Origin of the sequence: Longispora albida DSM 44784 (assembly GCF_000379825.1) — a bacterium.
In the GTDB taxonomy this organism is placed as follows: Bacteria; Actinomycetota; Actinomycetes; order Mycobacteriales; family Micromonosporaceae; genus Longispora; species Longispora albida.
This window is the reverse complement of the sequence record NZ_KB903825.1, coordinates 443096-459230: the sequence shown is the minus strand read 5'-3', so window position 1 is coordinate 459230 and position 16135 is coordinate 443096. Positions and strand designations below refer to the sequence as shown.

16 protein-coding genes are annotated in these 16135 nt (G+C 72.5%); 5 read left to right on the top strand and 11 right to left on the bottom strand.

Annotated features, from left to right (window positions below):
• Window positions 1-51: 51 nt before the first annotated feature.
• The 9 genes from A3G1_RS38620 to A3G1_RS0115830 form a co-directional block, all read right to left on the bottom strand.
• Entirely contained in the window at window positions 52-987 is a 936-nt protein-coding gene (locus A3G1_RS38620; RefSeq protein ID WP_018350459.1) for a glycosyltransferase family 2 protein, read from the bottom strand.
• Window positions 984-2468, bottom strand: coding sequence for a lipopolysaccharide biosynthesis protein (locus A3G1_RS0115865; protein WP_018350458.1), 1485 nt, complete (start codon window positions 2466-2468; stop codon window positions 984-986). The genes A3G1_RS38620 and A3G1_RS0115865 overlap by 4 nt, the downstream gene beginning before the upstream one ends.
• Window positions 2465-3226, bottom strand: a complete 762-nt coding sequence (locus tag A3G1_RS0115860) for a DUF1616 domain-containing protein (RefSeq protein ID WP_018350457.1) — start codon at window positions 3224-3226, stop codon at window positions 2465-2467. Before A3G1_RS0115860 ends, A3G1_RS0115865 begins: the two co-directional genes overlap by 4 nt.
• Entirely contained in the window at window positions 3223-5397 is a 2175-nt protein-coding gene (locus A3G1_RS0115855) for an ICP22 family protein (RefSeq protein ID WP_018350456.1), read from the bottom strand. Before A3G1_RS0115855 ends, A3G1_RS0115860 begins: the two co-directional genes overlap by 4 nt.
• Entirely contained in the window at window positions 5390-6661 is a 1272-nt protein-coding gene (locus A3G1_RS0115850; protein ID WP_018350455.1) for a glycosyltransferase family 2 protein, read from the bottom strand. The genes A3G1_RS0115855 and A3G1_RS0115850 overlap by 8 nt, the downstream gene beginning before the upstream one ends.
• Complete coding sequence (locus tag A3G1_RS35145) at window positions 6658-7671, bottom strand: glycosyltransferase family 2 protein (RefSeq protein WP_018350454.1); 1014 nt, start codon at window positions 7669-7671, stop codon at window positions 6658-6660. Before A3G1_RS35145 ends, A3G1_RS0115850 begins: the two co-directional genes overlap by 4 nt.
• On the bottom strand, window positions 7664-8524 hold the full coding sequence (locus A3G1_RS35140; RefSeq protein ID WP_245563508.1) for a glycosyltransferase family 2 protein: 861 nt from the start codon (window positions 8522-8524) through the stop codon (window positions 7664-7666). The genes A3G1_RS35145 and A3G1_RS35140 overlap by 8 nt, the downstream gene beginning before the upstream one ends.
• Before the next feature lie 342 nt (window positions 8525-8866).
• Window positions 8867-9286: a VOC family protein gene (locus tag A3G1_RS0115835; RefSeq protein WP_018350452.1), complete on the bottom strand. Its 420-nt coding sequence runs from the start codon at window positions 9284-9286 to the stop codon at window positions 8867-8869.
• Between the two features lie 177 nt (window positions 9287-9463).
• Window positions 9464-10003, bottom strand: a complete 540-nt coding sequence (locus A3G1_RS0115830; RefSeq protein WP_018350451.1) for a GlcG/HbpS family heme-binding protein — start codon at window positions 10001-10003, stop codon at window positions 9464-9466.
• Window positions 10004-10137: 134 nt separating this feature from the next.
• Here A3G1_RS0115830 and A3G1_RS0115825 point away from each other — a divergent pair, with 134 nt between their 5' ends.
• Together A3G1_RS0115825 and A3G1_RS0115820 are read left to right on the top strand one after the other, a co-directional pair.
• A complete protein-coding gene (locus A3G1_RS0115825; protein WP_018350450.1) occupies window positions 10138-11205 on the top strand; it encodes a sensor histidine kinase in 1068 nt (355 codons plus the stop codon).
• Window positions 11202-11819 (top strand): response regulator, encoded by a 618-nt coding sequence (locus tag A3G1_RS0115820; RefSeq protein WP_018350449.1) that lies wholly within the window; start codon window positions 11202-11204, stop codon window positions 11817-11819. The genes A3G1_RS0115825 and A3G1_RS0115820 overlap by 4 nt, the downstream gene beginning before the upstream one ends.
• A gap of 21 nt (window positions 11820-11840) precedes the next feature.
• Here A3G1_RS0115820 and A3G1_RS0115815 read toward each other — a convergent pair whose 3' ends face one another.
• Window positions 11841-12503, bottom strand: coding sequence for an AMIN-like domain-containing (lipo)protein (locus tag A3G1_RS0115815; protein ID WP_157641170.1), 663 nt, complete (start codon window positions 12501-12503; stop codon window positions 11841-11843).
• Window positions 12504-12669: 166 nt separating this feature from the next.
• Between A3G1_RS0115815 and A3G1_RS0115810 the strand changes: the two genes are divergently transcribed.
• The 3 genes from A3G1_RS0115810 to A3G1_RS0115800 are packed head-to-tail and all read left to right on the top strand — an operon-like array spanning window position 12670 to window position 15058.
• Entirely contained in the window at window positions 12670-13299 is a 630-nt protein-coding gene (locus tag A3G1_RS0115810; protein ID WP_018350447.1) for a DedA family protein, read from the top strand.
• Window positions 13296-14423: a sensor histidine kinase gene (locus A3G1_RS0115805; protein WP_157641168.1), complete on the top strand. Its 1128-nt coding sequence runs from the start codon at window positions 13296-13298 to the stop codon at window positions 14421-14423. The genes A3G1_RS0115810 and A3G1_RS0115805 overlap by 4 nt, the downstream gene beginning before the upstream one ends.
• On the top strand, window positions 14414-15058 hold the full coding sequence (locus A3G1_RS0115800; RefSeq protein WP_018350445.1) for a response regulator: 645 nt from the start codon (window positions 14414-14416) through the stop codon (window positions 15056-15058). Before A3G1_RS0115805 ends, A3G1_RS0115800 begins: the two co-directional genes overlap by 10 nt.
• A 56-nt stretch (window positions 15059-15114) precedes the next feature.
• Here the strand turns inward: A3G1_RS0115800 and A3G1_RS0115795 are convergent, their stop codons facing one another.
• Window positions 15115-16038 carry an RICIN domain-containing protein gene (locus A3G1_RS0115795; RefSeq protein WP_157641167.1) on the bottom strand — a complete coding sequence of 308 codons (924 nt, stop codon included), beginning with the start codon at window positions 16036-16038 and terminating at the stop codon, window positions 15115-15117.
• Window positions 16039-16135: the final 97 nt, after the last annotated feature.

Genomic DNA, 16135 nt, shown 5'->3' with positions numbered 1-16135 from the left:
CGGTCGTGCTCTCAGGCCGGCGCGGCCCGGTGAAGATCGGCAGGACACGCCCTAGTGTGGTAACCCGCGATATCCGCGTACCAGTTCGATCTGGCGCTGGAGGCGGGCGAGGCCGGACTCGGCCGGCCACACGCCCAGCCGGCCAGCCAGCCGGACGCCGGCCCGGGTCGCGGCTCGCGTGACCCGGTAGGCCAGCGGGTGCGCCCCGGCCAGGACGGCCAGCCGGACCGGCCCGCCGAGGCCGGTCGCGGGGTCGGCCCCCGCCGGGGTACCCGGGTATCCGCTCGCGAGGATCCGGCGCGCCTCACCGGCCAGCCAGGCCTGCCGCAGGAACGGGGCGAGGTCGCGCTGGTGGGTGTGCCGGGCGGCCAGGTCCCGGCTGAACTGGCCGGTCAGCCCGGCGGCGGCGCAGCGCAGCCCGAAGTCGGTGTCCTCGTGGTACCCGAGGCGGCGGGCGGTGCGGACGCCGACCCGGAGCGCGTCGGCCCGGCGGAGCGACAGGTTCCCGCCCCACAGGCCGGTGAGGACGCTCGACGGGTCGCGTTCGTAGTCCAGGCAGGCCCGCTCGTACTCCTCGGCGTACAGGTGCGTGCTGAAGTCCCCGGCCCGCCGCGCCTGAGGCCGGTCGGTCGGCATGTACCCGAGCATGACCAGGCCCGGGCGCCGGGCGTGCGCCAGGGCGTGGCCGTGTGCGAGGTGCGCGCCGGCCAGTACGTCGTCGTCGAGGAACAGGACGACGTCACCGGTCGCGCGTTCGAGGCCGGCCTGCCGGGCCGCCGACTGCCCGGCGTTGTCCTGCCAGAGCGGTACCAGCCGGGGCTCGGCGGCGGCCAGCTCCGTGAGCAGCTCGTACGAGCCGTCCCGGCTGCCGTCCACCACGACGATGATCTCGGTGGCGGCCGGGTCGGCGGCGATGGCCGAGATCATGGGCGGCAGGTGGTCGCGGCGCCCGTACGTCGGGATCACCACGGAAACCGTGAGCGTCATCGGATCCCCTCCAGCCGGAACTCCATCGTGGGCGTGTCGTCGGCGAACGGCTTCCTGGGTGCCAGCGGCGGGCGGGGCCCCCGGTTCGCGCCCCGGGCGTGCACGCCGCGCTTTCGACCCCACCCGAGGGCAACGCCCAGCACGGCCGGAGCCATCACCAGGCCCTCGGCGGCGACGACGATCGCGAAGTACAAGGTGAGAGAAGTGAGCCCGCCCCGATGCCCGCCGGTGAAGGCGGCGGCGATCTCGGCGATCCCCGCCACGACCGCCACGCCGGTCGCCCAGCGGAGCTGCCCGCGCACCCGGCAGACAGCGACGAAGAGCTGGCGGAACACGGTCGGGATGTAGACGAGGGCCAGAATCGCCAGCGTAGGAGCGGCCACCTCCGCGTAGTGCTTGCCGAACCGGCCCATGATCAGCGACGATCCCGCCGCGACCACCAGCGCGGCCGGCACCCCGGCCCCGAGGCAGACCAGCAGCGCCATCCGGGTCTTCGACCGCAGCCCGGACGTGTCAGCCGCCGACACGGCGAACAGCGTGGACGCGAAGGTCATCGGCACCATCGCCAGGAACGAGAAGATCATCCACGCGGTGTAGAAGCCCGCCGTCGCCTCGGCGGACACCACAGCCGTCACGATCAGCGGCAGGGCGACGCGGGGCAGGAAGAGCGCGAGGTTCAGCGCGTTGTGGCCGAAGGCCCGGCGGGCCTGGCCGCGCAGCATCGTCCAGTCGGGGCGGAGCGAGGACAGCAGGCCGCGCCGGCGCATCGACCAGCCGGCCAGCAGGACCGACAGCCCGATCCCGCCGACCCAGGTGGCCAGCACCGCCCCGCCAGCCGCGCGGATCGGCAGCACGGCCAGCAGCCCGAGCAGGGCCAGCTTGGCGATCGCGAAGTAGCTGTTGCGCTGCATCTGGAGGCGGCTGGCGAGCAGCCCGACGAAACCCTCGTCCACGACCAGCGTCATCGCGGTGAGCACGATGCCGGCCGCCAGCAGCACGAGTACCTGCCAGGAGCCCGTCACCCGGTCGAAGCCGGGCAGCAGCCACGCGACGGCCGCGAACAGGACACTGCCGATGGCCGCCGCGGCGCCGGCCACCAGTACGCAGGTCGCGATCAGGTTCCACTCGCGGCCGGCCTTGACCCGGGGCAGCTCGGCGATCAGCAGGGTACCCATGCCGGAGGTGGAGAGCGTGCCGACCAGGGTCATCGCCGACACCGCCACCGAGGCGACGCCGACGACGGCCGGGTCGAGCGTGCGGGCGGCCAGCCACCAGTACGCGAAGCCGAGGACCGAGCTGATCAGCGAGGACGCCATCAGCGCACCAGAGTTGGTCAGGAGCACCAGGTGCCTGCGGACCGCAGCTGTGAGCTTGCCGGCCGGCGGGGCCGTGCTCGTGCTCTCGTATAGCGTGGTCCAGCGCAGCTGCTGGACCCCGGTCTTCTCGGCTCCGTCGGCGTTCCCGCTCTGGTAGAAGGTCATTCGTGGCCGCTGAGGAACACGTTGCGGTACGGCTGCTTGTCGCCGGCGCGGAACAGCTCGGCGGTGACCCGGCCCTCGGACGGCACCTTGAGCTGCTTCGCCCACGTCGTGCCCGGCCACAGCCGCGCGGTCAGGGTGGCCTCGAACTTGTTGTGCCCGCGCACCTTGATCGTGTAGTCGGTGACCTTGTGCTCCTCCGACTGGAGGCCGATCGACACGGTGCGCTGCGGGCCGTCCGGCTCGTGCGCGAAGGCCGGCACCATAGCCAGCACGGTGAACCCCTCGCGGGGCTGGTGCTGCTCACTGCGCAGCGAGAACCAGGCCGCGCCGCCCAGCAGCGCCACGGCGAGCAGCCCGGGAGCGAGCTTCCGGCCCAGCCAGAGCCAGTCGCCGGCCTCCACGGGAGCCTTCTCGCGCTCCTCCACGACGGCACCACGCTGCCGGTACCAGGTCACGGCCGCGCCGAGCACGGTGGCGCCGGCCAGCAGCGCCAGCCACGCGCCCCGGGTCAGCTTGACGTCCGCCGCGTCGAGAGCCAGGCCGCCGAGGACGACGACGGTGAGGCTCAGCGCGGGTACGAGGAAAAGGGTTTCCTGCCAGCCTGCGCTGCGGCGGGCGAACAACGCGCCGTGCAGGGCGGCACCCGGGACGACGAAGACCATCAGCAGGCCGGCCGCGATCGCCAGCGGGGCAGGAGCGTAGAGCACCCCGGCCGCCGCGAGCGCGCCGGAGACCAGGAGAACCGCGGCCCTTCTCATAGGTCCCTCACGTCGTAGATCCGGATCACGCCGCTGTCGTAGACCCGGTCGATCTTCGGCAGCGCGTTGAACTTGGCCAGGCTCTCCCGCAGGATCGGCGAGACGTGCTGGCCGGCCATCGGGTCGACGTTGAAGTACGTGCCAGACGCCGGGAGCTGCGCGGACAGCCGGATGTCCACCCAGAGGAAGTCGACGCTGAGCGCCTTGAGCCGCTGGGCGGGCAGGATGCCCCACTGCTTCGGGTAGAACAGCGCGGAAGCCTCACCGACCGGCTTCTGACGGCCGTAGGCCGCGGCCAGGATGTTGCCCGTCGTGTCGCCGGCCATCCGGTGCCCCGCGCCGAGCCAGCCCCTGGCCCACTTCGCCGTCACCAGGCCCTGCCGGTCCACCGAACGCTCGAACGCGCCCACCTTGTGCGGGCCAGGCAGCCGGTCCCACGCTGGCGGCCAGCCACCCACCCGGGCCGTCACCAGCAGCAGGGCGGCCAGCACCGTACCGGCGATCACCGGCACCCTGCGCGGCTGCGCCGAGTGCGAGGCCCGCCGCCGCTCCAGCAGCACGAGAGCGACCACAATGGACAACGGCAGGTACGTGAACGTGCTCGCCCGGCCCGCCAGCTCCGGCCCCTGGCTCCCGGCGAACCGCATGGCACCGGCCCCGAAGAACGCCAGGCTGCCGAGCAGCAGAGCCCAGGCCAGCGGATGCCGGATCTTCTCCTTGACCACCACGTACACGGCCCAGCCGAACACCGCCAGCAGCGCGAGCATGCCCAGCGCCTGCACGGCGCTCTCCCACGCCGGGGCGGGCGTACCGTGCGCAGCCGTGCCCTGCGAGCCGCTGAAGAGCGCCCCCAGGGCCTTGCCGAGCCGCTTCGCCGGAGCCTCGAAGTACGGCAGCACGGCGCGGGCGGGGAACGCGAACCACAGCGCGACGGCCCCGGCGGCGACGACCAGCAGGATCGTGGCGCCGGAACGGTACCCGGCCTTCCGCCAGATCCAGCCGCACGCCGCGAGCAGGAACAGCAGGCCGGCCAGCGCGACACCCGTCACGTGGTGCGTCACGGTCACCACGAGGATCGACAGCACGCCGGTCACGATCACGCCGGCCCTGGCACCCGTCTTCCGGTACCAGGACAGGGCCGACCAGAGGGCGAAGATGAGGAAGGGGAGGGCGGCGGCCTGGTAGAGGTACATCGCGTTGAAGAAGAGGTAGTGCAGGGCCGTCGTGTAGACGACGCAGCTCAGTCCGGCCACGACCGGCGAGCCGCCAGCCGCGCGGACCATCGCGAACAGCCCGGCCACGAACATCAGCCGGGTCACAGCGATCAGCACGAAGCCGGCTTGCGTGACCGTAAGACCGGTCAGCGAGGCCGTCGCGGCACCCATCTCCTCCAGCCCGGGGAAGTACGCCCCGACCGGCAGCGCGGCGTTCGCCTCGAACAGCCGCCCCTTCTGGACCACCAGCTCGGTACCGAGGAGGTGCTGGAGCTCGTCGGGGAAGCGGAACTGGTCGGGGCTGTACATCCACTTCAGCAGATACTGGTTGACCGCCAGCCCCATGACCAGCAGGAACGGCTCAGCACCCCGGGTGACCCGGCGCGAGAGCATCCGGGCGGCCACGGGGAGGAACACGAGCGCCTGGCCGCCCCAGTAGGCCAGCTCGGCCCACGACTTGCCGGTCCGGCCGGCGTCGTAGCCGAGGGCCACGACGAGCACGCCGAGCGCGGACAGCGCCCAGACCTCCAGCGCCCGGCCGAGAACCGGCAGCCGGAACCGCCCGCTGCGCTCGGCCTCTTCGTCCTCGTCCTCGTCCTCGTACGCCTCTTCCTCGGCGTCCCCGGTCACGACAGGCAGGACGGTCGTCTCGCCGGCGTCGCCCCAGGAACGTGGACCCGGCCCGGACCGGCCGCCATCAGCCCCGGAACTGCCCAGGTCATCCCCGTCCAGCGGCTGATCCCGGAGGTCGCCGTCCTCGTCCTCAGGCCCGCCGTCCCCGGCACCCTCCTCCAGATCCGCGTCCTCGCCGTCCTCAACCGGGCCAGGTTCGGCCTCGGCCCCGGCAGCCCGGCCACGGCGCCACCGCCGGATACGCCGGGGCTCCGGGACGGCGCCGTCGCCAGCGTCGGAGTCCCTGATCACCGGCAGGATCCGGGTCTCGTCTTCGTCACTCACCTCTGGACAGCTCCCGCCTCGCGCGGCGCTGCCGCCGCCTTCCGCGCAGGTACGCGGCCGGCCCGGCCAGCATCCCGCGCAGATTCCCCTTCAGCAGCTCGGCGGGGAAGTCCTCCCCGAGCCCCGCGACCCGCAGGCTCCCGCCGCCGAACACGTCCCGTACCGCCGTCGGCACGAGCCGGACCAGGGCGAACAGGACGGACGGCGAGCCGAGCAGCAAACTCGTGTACACGGCGGTGAGCCCGGTGCCGTAGCCGCGCAGCTGCGTGGCGAGCCCGGCCAGGTCACGGCGGTGGTAGTGCCGGATCAGGGCCGACGGCTGGTACACCATGACGCCACCCTGCCGGAGAACCTTCATGAACGCGAGAGTGTCCTCGCCCCCGGCGGCCGGCATACCGGCACCGAGCGCCGCGTCGAAGCCGCCGATCGCCTCCAGCGCGCCCGGGCGGAACACCATGTTGGCCCCGGTACCGAAGGGCGGGAGCGGGTACAGCGGGTTCTGGTCCTTGGCGGTGGCGGGGGAGAACACCGCCTGCCGGTAACCCCGGCCCTTGCCGTGCCCGCCGTACTGCTCGAACCACAGCTGCGGCTTCGTCTCCAGCTCGGCAGGGACGATGGCCCCGGCGACCACACTGGCCCCGGGGTGCTGGTGGAAGGCGCGGGCGATCTCGGCCAGCCAGTACCGGTCGGCCACGACGTCGTCGTCGGTGAACGCCAGGTACTCGCCGGGCGCCGCCACGATCGCGGCGTTCCGCGCGTTCGACAGCCCGGGCAGCGGGGCGAGCAGGTAGCTCACGCGCTCGTCGCCCAGCTCCCGGACCAGCTCGGCCGTCGCCTGCGTCTGCGGAGCGTTGTCGACGACCAGAATCCGGAACTCCGGGTACTCCTGGGCGAGCAGGCTGTCCAGCGCCCGGCGCAGCTCGGCCGGCCGGTCGCGTGTGCAGACCACGACGCACATCGGCGGGGCCGCGCGCAGCGCCTCGGCTCGCCCTGCCAGGAAGCCGGGTGTCCCGGCCGGGTCACCGAGGACGGCACGCAGCTCGTCACCGGTCATCCCGCCCGCTGGCACCTGCACGAGCGCGCTCGCCACCGGCTCCGTGTCCCGGCGGGCCAGCACCCAGGCCAGGCTGCCGCCGCTCGCCGCAGGCAGGTCCGGCAGCCGCGTGCTGAGTTCGACGTCGAGCACCTGGGCCACGTGCAAGGGCCGCCCTGCCTCGCTGCCTCGGGCCACCGGCTCCGGGACGGGAGCGGTGACCCCGGTCACCGCCGCGCTCCCTGCCCTGAGCGTTCGGCCTGCCCGGCGGCCTGAGGCGCGTGCTGGCGGCGGCCACGGGCCAGCTCGACCAGCCCGCCGAACGCCGCCGCGGCGATGCCGAGCATCATCACGCACGACCGGGCCGCTGGCGCCAGGCCACGGCCGCGCAGCGTGCCCGCGAAGCCCCGGGCCACGGCGCGGGGGATCTCCCGGCGCAGGTAGTCCTTCTCCAGGTCGAGGGCGTCACTGCCACCCTTGTTGTACCTGGCCATGCCGACCTTGCCCCGGCCCTCGTGATAGGACCTGGTGACCAGGTACCCGACCCTGGCGCGGGCCGCGGGCACCGGGTGGTCGATGACGGCGGTCGGGACGTACATCCACGTGCCGCCGGTCGCCTCGGTCATCCGCAGGCACAGGTCGGTGTCCTCTGCCCGGTAGGCGTCGTCCTGCCGGGTGAAGTCGAGCCGGAAGCCGCCTGCGGCGTCGAAGGCGTCGCGCCGCACGGCAACGCTCGCCCCCCACACGTTGCGGACCCGCACCGTCTCCGGCCCCTTGTTCATGTCGGACGCCGCGACGACCCACAGGAACTCGTCCGGGAACCAGCCCGGCCGGGGCACCTCCCACACCGGGCTGATCGCGCCGCCGGTACCGATCACGCGCGGGTCGGCGAACGGGGCAGCCAGCCCGGCCAGCCAGCCGGGCCGGGCGCAGCCGTCATCGTCGAGCAGCGCCACGAGCGGGGTACTCGTGTGCTCCACGCCGGTGTTACGGGCACCGGAGACACCACGCGTGTACCGGTTCGCCAGGACGGTGACCTCAGGCAAATGGCGCTGTGCCCGCTCCAGCAGCGCGTCGTTGTAGTCCACGACCAGCACGACCTCAGCCGGGGCCGGTTCCTGGGCCTGGGCCGAGCGGACGGCCGCCACGAGCGCGTCCCAGCGCTTCTCGGTGTAGCAGGGGATGACGACGCTGATCCGCGCCGTCTCCGGGGTGCGCGCCGTCTCCGGGGCGTCAGCCACCGTGGCCAGCCTGGAACTGGCCAGCCTCGACCTGCCCCGCGGCAGGCTGCCCCGCGACGGGCCCGGCGGCGGTGCGCTGGGCGGGGACGGCTGCCTTCGGGGCGCGCCGGAGCCGCCGGTACTCGCGGATGATCGTCCGCAGCACCCGGATGCCGTCGCTGAACGCGTTCAGGTTGCTCACGCCGTGCAGCCGGGGGCCCTCGACGCTCGCGACCTCCGAGATGGACAGCCCGTGCGCGGCCACCCGCACGTTGATCAGGGTCTCGATCTCGAACCCGTCGCCCCAGAGCCGGTCGCCATTGGCTGGCCGGGGTGTGCTGGTGGACGGCAGGCCGAGCAGCGGCACCACATCGCGCCAGAAGGCGTTGTACCCGTAGCACAGGTCCGTGAACCGGGTACCGAAGAGGATGTTGACGATGCCGTTGAGCCCGTGGTTGCCGAGCCGCCGCAGCCGGGTGATGTCGTGGCTGTCGCCGCCGGGGCGGAACCGCGAGCCCTTCGCGAAGTCGGCCCCGCTGGTGAGGGCCGCGACGAAGTCGGGGATCTCCTCCGGGTCCGTGGAGCCGTCCGCGTCGATCATGACGACGATGTCGCCGGTGCAGGCCTCGAATCCGCAGGCCAGGGCGTTGCCCTTGCCGGTGCGGGTCTGCTGCACGACCCGGATCCCTGGGTACAGCTCGCGGGCGACCTCGACCGTGCGGTCCTTGGAACCGCCGTCGACCAGGATGACCTCGGTGATGCCCTCGGGGAGGCGGCCGAACACGTACGACAGGTTGCGTTCCTCGTTGAGCGCAGGCACCACAAGGCTGATCGATGGTGACTGACCGTTACTGGTGTTCCGACGCCGAGTCATTGGCTCGTGCATGCCTCGAATCTCCCCGTGGTGTCCCTGCGGCGGCGGCGTGTCGAGGGGCCGGCCTGCCGTGTCGCAGGCTGGAAACTAGCACACCGGTGCTTGTGGACCGCATCCGTCATCGTGGATCGAGGGGATCGGCTGTCCATGATGCGCACAGGTGATCACCAGCGAGAACACCGGCTGCCGTGCGTCTGCGGGCATTCCAGGGCAGTTCACCTCCACTACCGGCGGGGCACCGACTGCGCGAGGTGTGGAGCGGATCACTGTCCCCGGTACCGCCCGCTGACCTGGTGGCGGCGATGGCTGGCGCGTACGGGCCTGGCCGGCGCACCGTGATCGTCACCGGTCCGGGGCGTCCTCGGCGAGATACAGCTCCAGCTGGATGCCGTCGGGGTCACGGAAAGCGATCAGCGTGAAGCCCATCTCCGGGGTGACGCACACCCCCGAGTGCTCGATCCCGGCCACGGTCAGCCGGGCGGCCCACGCGTCGAGCTCCGCCCGGGTGTCCACCCGGAACGCCAGGTGGTCGAGGCCGGTGACCCGCTCGTTGAAGCGGGTCTCGCCGTCGGGGTGGTCGTGGCGGGACAGCGCGAGCACAGTACCGCCCGGATGCCGGAGGATGCGGCGCTGGAAGGTGCCGGTGTCCCACGGGATGAGCGGCCGGAAACCGAGCACCTCCCCGTACCACCGCACGGCGGCGTCGAGATCCCGGACATTGATCGCGACATGATGGAAACCAGAGAGCTTCGCCTGGGTCATCGCTCCAGTGTGTACTGGTTTTGGAGGGCTGTCCCCTTCAGCAGGTGCCCTTTGCGCTCCGGCCCCAGGGGGCCCTCCGCGCAAAGCGAACCGGGGACAGCCCTCCACGCCCGTGCCCGGGCGCCGTTATCCGTGCGACGTTTGCCGGCGCTTTGCGGTCAAATCTGACAAATCTGCCTAGCGCAGTACGGCCAGGCCTGCCTGTGCGTACTGCTCGTCCAGGTCGCCGCTCGGTGCGCCGCCTACCCCGATAGCGGCGATCGGAGCGCCGTCCACAGTGATCGGCACGCCGCCACCGAGGAACAGGGTGCCGGGGATGTCGCGGACCGAGGGGTTCGTGCCGCCGGCCCTGGCCGCCAGCGCCGAGGTCGGCTGGCCGAAGGACACCGCGGTGAACGCCTTGCGCTTCGCCGACTCGTCGGTCTGCGGGCCGGCCCCGTCGCCGTGCAGGGTGACCCGGACCACGCCGGAGCGGTCCATCACCACGACGGTCACCTTGTGCCCGCCCTTCTCCGCGGCGTCGAGGGTGGCCTGCGCGGCCTTGATCGCGGAGTCGATCGTGATCACCTGAGCCGGCTGGCTGACGGCGTGCCTGGCCTGCCCCGGTGCGGTGGCCGGCCGGTCGTCGGCGGCCAGTGCGACGCCTGCCGAGCCGGCGACCACTGCCAGGCCCGCGGCCGCGCCAACGATCGCCATCCGGCGGTTCATCTTCGTCATCACTGCTGCTCCTTCGTCGGGTGCTGTGCCTCAAGCCTCTGGCCGGCAGGCACCCCGCCGCGTGGTGGAAGGGGTTGACGGAGGATCAACCCAATGGTTGATGGCCGCCTGTGCCCCGGCCGTATCGTTGGGGCATGCGGAGCTGGATGCATGGCGGGTTCTACCTGCTCCTGGCCGCGTCAGCCGCCCGGTACGTCTCGCGTCACGGGCTGGGAGATGGTGGCCTGCTCGTCCTGGTCCTCGCCCTGGCCCTCGCCGCCGGGTACGGGGCGGTGCTGATCTGGCCGCTGCCGAGGCGGAGCTGGCTGGCCGGGATGCTGGCGGGCTGGCTGCTGCTCGTGGTGATCGCCCCCAGCTTCGCGCTGTGCGCGGTACCGCTGCTGTTCGCGGCGCTCGGCGAGCTGCCGGCCAGGGCCGCCGTCGCCGTGGCCGCCGGGCTGACCACTGTCGTCATCGCCGCCCAGCTCCAGCTCGCCGAGCGGTTCGACCTGAGCCTCGTCCTCGCGCCGGTCGCGGTGGCGGTGATCGCCACCGCCGCGTACCTCCAGCTCGCCCGGACCAGTGAGCAGCTCGCCGCCAGCCAGCGCCAGGCCGGGGTGCTGGAGGAGCGCCAGCGGCTCGCCCGCGACATCCACGACACCATCGCCCAGGGACTGTCCAGTGTGAACCTGCTGCTCCAGGCGGCCGACCGTGACTGGGAGACCCGGCCGGAGGCGGCACGCGAGCACGTACGCCAGGCGGCGGGCACCGCCAGGGAGAACCTCGCCGAGGCCCGCCAGGTCGTGGCTGGCCTGACGCCGATCGCGCTCACCGGTCAGTCCCTGGCCGGCGCGCTCGGCGACCTGTGCTCGGGGGCCGGCGCCCGCTTCGTGATCGAGGGCGAGCCGTACCCGCTGGGCGGCGACCTCGACGTGGCCCTGCTCCGGATCACCCAGAGCGCCCTCGCGAACGTCACGGAACACGCGGCGGCGACCCAGGCGGCCGTCACCCTCACGTACCTGCCCGGCTCCGTCACGCTCGACGTGTGCGACGACGGCCGGGGTTTCGTGCCGGGCACGGCAGCCGGGGAGCCAGGCCGGGGCTACGGCCTCGCCGCGATCCGGCAGCGCGCCGAGCTGCTGCACGGCACCGTGACCGTCGAGAGCGCGCCGGGCGAGGGCACCGCACTGGCCGTCACGCTGCCCACCGGAGGTACCGGATGAAGATCTTGATCGTCGACGACCACCCGGTGGTCCGGGCGGGCCTGAAGGCGCTGCTGGCCGGGGAAGCCGAGGTGGCGGGCGAGGCGGCGACGGGGGAGGAGGCCGTGGCGATGGCCGCCGCGCTGCACCCTGACGTCGTCCTGATGGACCTCCAGCTCGGCCCGGGGATCGACGGCGTGGAGGCGACCCGGCGCGTGCTCGCCCTGCCGCGGCCGCCCCGGGTGCTGATCCTGACCACCTACGAGACGGACACCGACATCGTGAGCGCCGTGGCGGCCGGCGCGAGCGGCTACCTGCTCAAGGACGCCCCGCCGGAGGAGCTCTTCCGGGCCGTCCGGGCGGCGGCCGCAGGGCAGAGCGCGATGTCCCCGCCGGTCGTGGCGCGGCTCGCCCGCCGCGTCCGCGAACCAGGCTCGGAACTCAGCGCCCGCGAGACCGAGATCCTCCAGCTGCTCGCCGAGGGCCTGACCAACGACCAGCTCGCCCGCCGCCTGTTCATCAGCAGGGCGACAGTGAAGACGCACCTGGTGCACATCTACGCCAAGCTCGGCGTCGACTCCCGCACGGCGGCCGTCACCACAGCCGTCGAACGCCGCCTGATCCGCCTGGACTGAACGCCGCCGTCTGTGCGCTGCTCACCCGGCGACGTCCACCACGACAGTGAAGGAACCATCGGCCCGCTGGCCCTCGGCCACCCTCACCTGCACTTGCTCGTCGGCCCCGGCCGGCCCGGCCAGCCCCAGCCCGTAGCGGACGACGCCCTCGAAGTCCTCGCCCTTGGCATAGCTGCGGAGCCGGCTCAGCGCGGCACTCTGCGGCCGGGCGGACAGCGCGTGCGCCTCAGCCCCGTCGAACCGGACCTGCAACACCCCGCCGCCGCCGTCCAGCGGGATGACCTCACCTGTCCCGCCGCTGGTCAGGGCACGCACGAACCGCACGTCGTAACTGGGAAGCCGCTGTCCGAAGACAAAGACCATCCGGTTGTACCCGGTGTGCTGCGCCGTCTCGACCGCCGTGAGCCTCGCGAGCGGCGGCACGGTCTCCCGGTGCTCGGCCGTGCAGGCAGCCCCGCCGCCGGGCCACATCCAGTCACACACCGTCCGATACGCCCGGTACCCGGCGGGGGAGCCCTGCGCCCCGGGTGTTGTCTGTGCGGGCTGAGGGCCCGGTGTGGCTGACGGCGAGGTCCCCGGGGACGAGGCGGGAGGCGGGTCCGGCGACCGGGACGGGCCTGTGCACGCCGTGACGGCCATGCATCCGGCGATCCCGGCGGCCAGCAGTGCATTCGTCCTGGCCATACCGTCTATGGTGCGCCTGCCGCATCCATGATCACCACTGGCGGTCCGCCGTGTGCACAGTGGACCGGCGGCCTCCGGCGCGCACCCTGCGGTTTTCCGCACCCCAGGTCGGTGGCCAGCACCGTGCTGGCCGGGCTCCCCGCTCCGTAGCGTCGTGATCATGGATATGACACAGCTGGTCACCGACCTGATGGAGCGGCTGGGCGGCCCGGGTGCCGGGCTGGCCGTGGCGCTGGAGAACCTGTTCCCGCCGATCCCGAGCGAGGTGATCCTGCCGCTGGCCGGGTTCGCCGCCGGGCAGGGCCGGATGAGCCTCTTCGCCGCGATCGCCTGGACCACCCTGGGCTCGGTGGCCGGAGCCGTCGCCCTGTACTACGCCGGCCGGCTGCTCGGCCGCGACCGGGTCCGGGCCATCGCGAGCAGGCTGCCGCTCGTCAAGCTGGCAGACGTCGACCGGACCGAGGCGTGGTTCGCCCGCCACGGCCGCAAGGCTGTCCTCTTCGGACGGATGATCCCCATCTTCCGCAGCCTGATCTCGATCCCCGCCGGGGTCGACCGGATGCCACTGCCGGTGTTCGTGCTGTACACGACGATCGGCAGCCTGGTCTGGAACACGCTCTTCGTGCTGGCCGGCTACGTGCTCGGCGAGAACTGGACGGTGGTCGAGGGCTACGCCGGGGCTTTCCAGAACGTGGTCATCGCGGTGTGCGTGCTGGCGGCCGGGTACTTTGTCATCTCCCGCATGATCAAATCCCGTGCGGCCAGGCCCGGCAGGCACGCGAGAGGCAGCAGGTGAGACGACTGATCCCCGCAGCGGCCCGTACGCCGGTCACCGTGGCGCTGGGCGTGCTCAGCGCGGCGGCCGGGCTGCTGCTGGCCGGGCTCGGCGGTGTGGCCCTCGCGCTCACCGCGCCGCTGCCCCGGCCGCGTCGCGCACTCCTCGGAAAGGCCGGCGCCGCCGTACGCCGGATGGCGGCCTGGGAGTGCCACCGGCTGGGCGTGACCCCGGAACCGTCCGTGCCGGACACCCGCCGCGCCGCCACGTACCTGGCCGCGAGGACCGGCCCGGCCGTGCTCGGCGCGCTGGCCCTCTGCCTGCTGCTCTTCGGCGGTTACCTGGCCGCGATCGTGCTCGCCTCGGCCGCGCGGGGCCGGATGACGGCCGGCCAGTTCCTGCTCCAGCTCGTGATCGGCGGGGTGCTGTTCGCGCTGAACTGGCAGGCCATCGTGAGCGTCGCCGGGCTCGACCGCCGCCTCGCCAGCAACCTGCTCACCCCGAGCGCCCGCGACCTCCTCGAACGCCGGGTCGGCGAGCTGGCGGCCAGCCGGGCCGGTGTGATGTCGGCAGTGGACACCGAACGGCAGCGGATCGAGCGCGACCTGCACGACGGCCTCCAGCAGCGCCTCGTCGCGCTGGGCATGCTGCTTGGCCGGGCCAGGCGCAGCCAGGACCCCGCCAAGGCCGCGGAACTGCTCGCCCAGGCCCACGCCGCGGCCCAGCAGGCCATCGACGACCTGCGCGAGGTGGCGTGGCGGGTCTACCCGTCGGCGCTGGAGCACAGCGGGCTGCCCGACGTGCTCGCCCTGGTCGCGCAGCGCTCGCCCGTCCCCGTCCGGATCGAGCACGACCTCCCGGCCCGGCCTGCCCGGCAGACGGAGACCGCGCTGTACTTCGTGGCCTGCGAGGCCATCACGAACGCCGCCAAGCACGCCGGGGCTACCATGATCAAGATCGAGATCGGGTGGCTGGGCGCGGAGGTGCGGATGCTGGTCAGCGACGACGGTACCGGCGGAGCCGACCCGGACGGCACCGGCCTGCGCGGCCTGGAACGCCGGGTCGCCGCGCTGGACGGCCGGTTCACAGTGGACAGCCCGGCGGGCGGGCCGACGACGATCGAGGCGGTACTCCCGTGCGGATAACCCTCGCCGAGGACTCGGCACTGCTCCGCGACGGGCTGGCCCGGCTGCTGGCCGACGAGGGCCACGAGGTCGTGGCGGCCGTCGGTGACGCCGGAGCGCTGATCGCCGCAGTGGCCGCCGACCAGCCCGACGTCGTGGTCACGGATGTCCGGATGCCGCCGGGGCACACCGACGAGGGGCTGCGGGCCGCGCTGGAGATCCGCCGCCGGTGGCCGGAGGTCGGGGTGCTGGTGCTGTCGCAGTACGTCGAGAAGCGGTACGCGGCGCAGCTTGTCACCGACCGGCCGGACGGCGTGGGCTACGTGCTCAAGGACCGGGTGGCCCAGGTCGAGGACTTCCTCGACGCGCTGGCCCGGGTGGCGGCAGGCTCGACTGCCCTCGACCCGGAGGTGATCCGCCAGCTCGTCGCGGCCTCCAGCCACACCGACCCGCTGAACCGCCTGACGCCCCGCGAACGCGAGGTACTGCACGAGATGGCGCAGGGGCACACCAACGCGGCGATCGGCGCCCGGCTGCACCTGTCGGTCAGCTCCGTCGAGAAGCACATCAACGCGATCTTCGACAAGCTCGGCCTGCTGAACTCCGACGGCTACAGCCGCCGGGTGCTGGCCGTCCTCAGGTACCTCGAATCCTGAAAAGGCAGAACGGGCAGGCCCCCGGAGTGTGGCCTGCCCGCCCTGCCCTCACCGCGTCAGAAGGACCACTTCTGCGAGGCGGTCTGGTTGCAGGTCCACACCTGGAGCTGCACGCTGTTGGCCGTGCTGCCGTTCGGGACGTCGAGGCACAGGCCCTCGTGCTTGAACGCCCGCGTGCCCGGGTCGAAGTACCAGCGCTGGGCATTGGAGCCGTTGCAGCCCCACAGGCGGGTCTTGTCGCCGACCCCACCCCACGCGTCCAGGCACAGCGAGGTACCGGTCAGCTGGATCGAACCGTCGCCCCTCAGCGACCACCGCTGGGAGATCGTGCCGTTGCACTCGTAGTTCTGGACCGAGTTCCCCTGCTCGAACCGGCCGCCGGCCACGTCGACGCACTTGCCGGGGATGTCGGAGCGGATCGCGGTGCCGACGTTGTTCGTCCTGCTCTTGAACGAAAGGGTGCTGCCCCACATGCCGAACATGTCCTGCCACCGGGTCGCCGCGGTGAAGTTGCCGCGCTGGCCCATCCACGTGTCGTAGTCGAAGTAGTTGGCGGCGTTGAAGTCACCGCTGTCGAAGATGAAGACGCCGTAGGTGTAGCCCTTCACCGTCCCGGACCGGTACATCGGCCGGTTGTTCGCTTCGGGCCCGCCCTGGATCTTGCCCTCGCTGATGTTGCGGTCGAATCCGTATCCCATGAAGATGACGACCACGTTGTACCGGTACTCGGCGGCCTGGTCGACATTGGCGAGCATGTCGTTGATGAAGGACTTGTACTGGTTGGACTCGTTGTACTTCCGGAAGACGTCGACGACCGCGTTGCCGATCACGCCCACGTCGATAGCCGTCGTGCCCATGCCCGCCTTGACCTGGGCGGTACGCGAAACGGGTGCCGCGGTCGCCGCAGAGGCGGCTGGCAGCATGCCCAGCACGGCCAGCGCGGCGCCAGCCACGCCCAGTACTACTTTCCTCAGTCGCACGAGAACACTCCCTTGAGGACTCCTTGCCCGGCCTGACTGGCCGCGCCGGAAGTACCCTCCTGGGAGGTCGTCAATGGACGGTCAACGACGGATCAAC

Bases quoted from the DNA above. Each gene is read 5' to 3' on its own strand.
- A3G1_RS38620 (WP_018350459.1), bottom strand. From the start codon at position 987: ATGACGCTCACGGTTTCCGTGGTGATCCCGACGTACGGGCGCCGCGAC.
- A3G1_RS0115865 (WP_018350458.1), bottom strand. From the start codon at position 2,468: ATGACCTTCTACCAGAGCGGGAACGCCGACGGAGCCGAGAAGACCGGG.
- A3G1_RS0115860 (WP_018350457.1), bottom strand. From the start codon at position 3,226: ATGAGAAGGGCCGCGGTTCTCCTGGTCTCCGGCGCGCTCGCGGCGGCC.
- A3G1_RS35140 (WP_245563508.1), bottom strand. From the start codon at position 8,524: ATGACTCGGCGTCGGAACACCAGTAACGGTCAGTCACCATCGATCAGC.
- A3G1_RS0115835 (WP_018350452.1), bottom strand. From the start codon at position 9,286: ATGACCCAGGCGAAGCTCTCTGGTTTCCATCATGTCGCGATCAATGTC.
- A3G1_RS0115830 (WP_018350451.1), bottom strand. From the start codon at position 10,003: ATGACGAAGATGAACCGCCGGATGGCGATCGTTGGCGCGGCCGCGGGC.
- A3G1_RS0115825 (WP_018350450.1), top strand. From the start codon at position 10,138: ATGCGGAGCTGGATGCATGGCGGGTTCTACCTGCTCCTGGCCGCGTCA.
- A3G1_RS0115820 (WP_018350449.1), top strand. From the start codon at position 11,202: ATGAAGATCTTGATCGTCGACGACCACCCGGTGGTCCGGGCGGGCCTG.
- A3G1_RS0115815 (WP_157641170.1), bottom strand. From the start codon at position 12,503: ATGGCCAGGACGAATGCACTGCTGGCCGCCGGGATCGCCGGATGCATG.
- A3G1_RS0115810 (WP_018350447.1), top strand. From the start codon at position 12,670: ATGACACAGCTGGTCACCGACCTGATGGAGCGGCTGGGCGGCCCGGGT.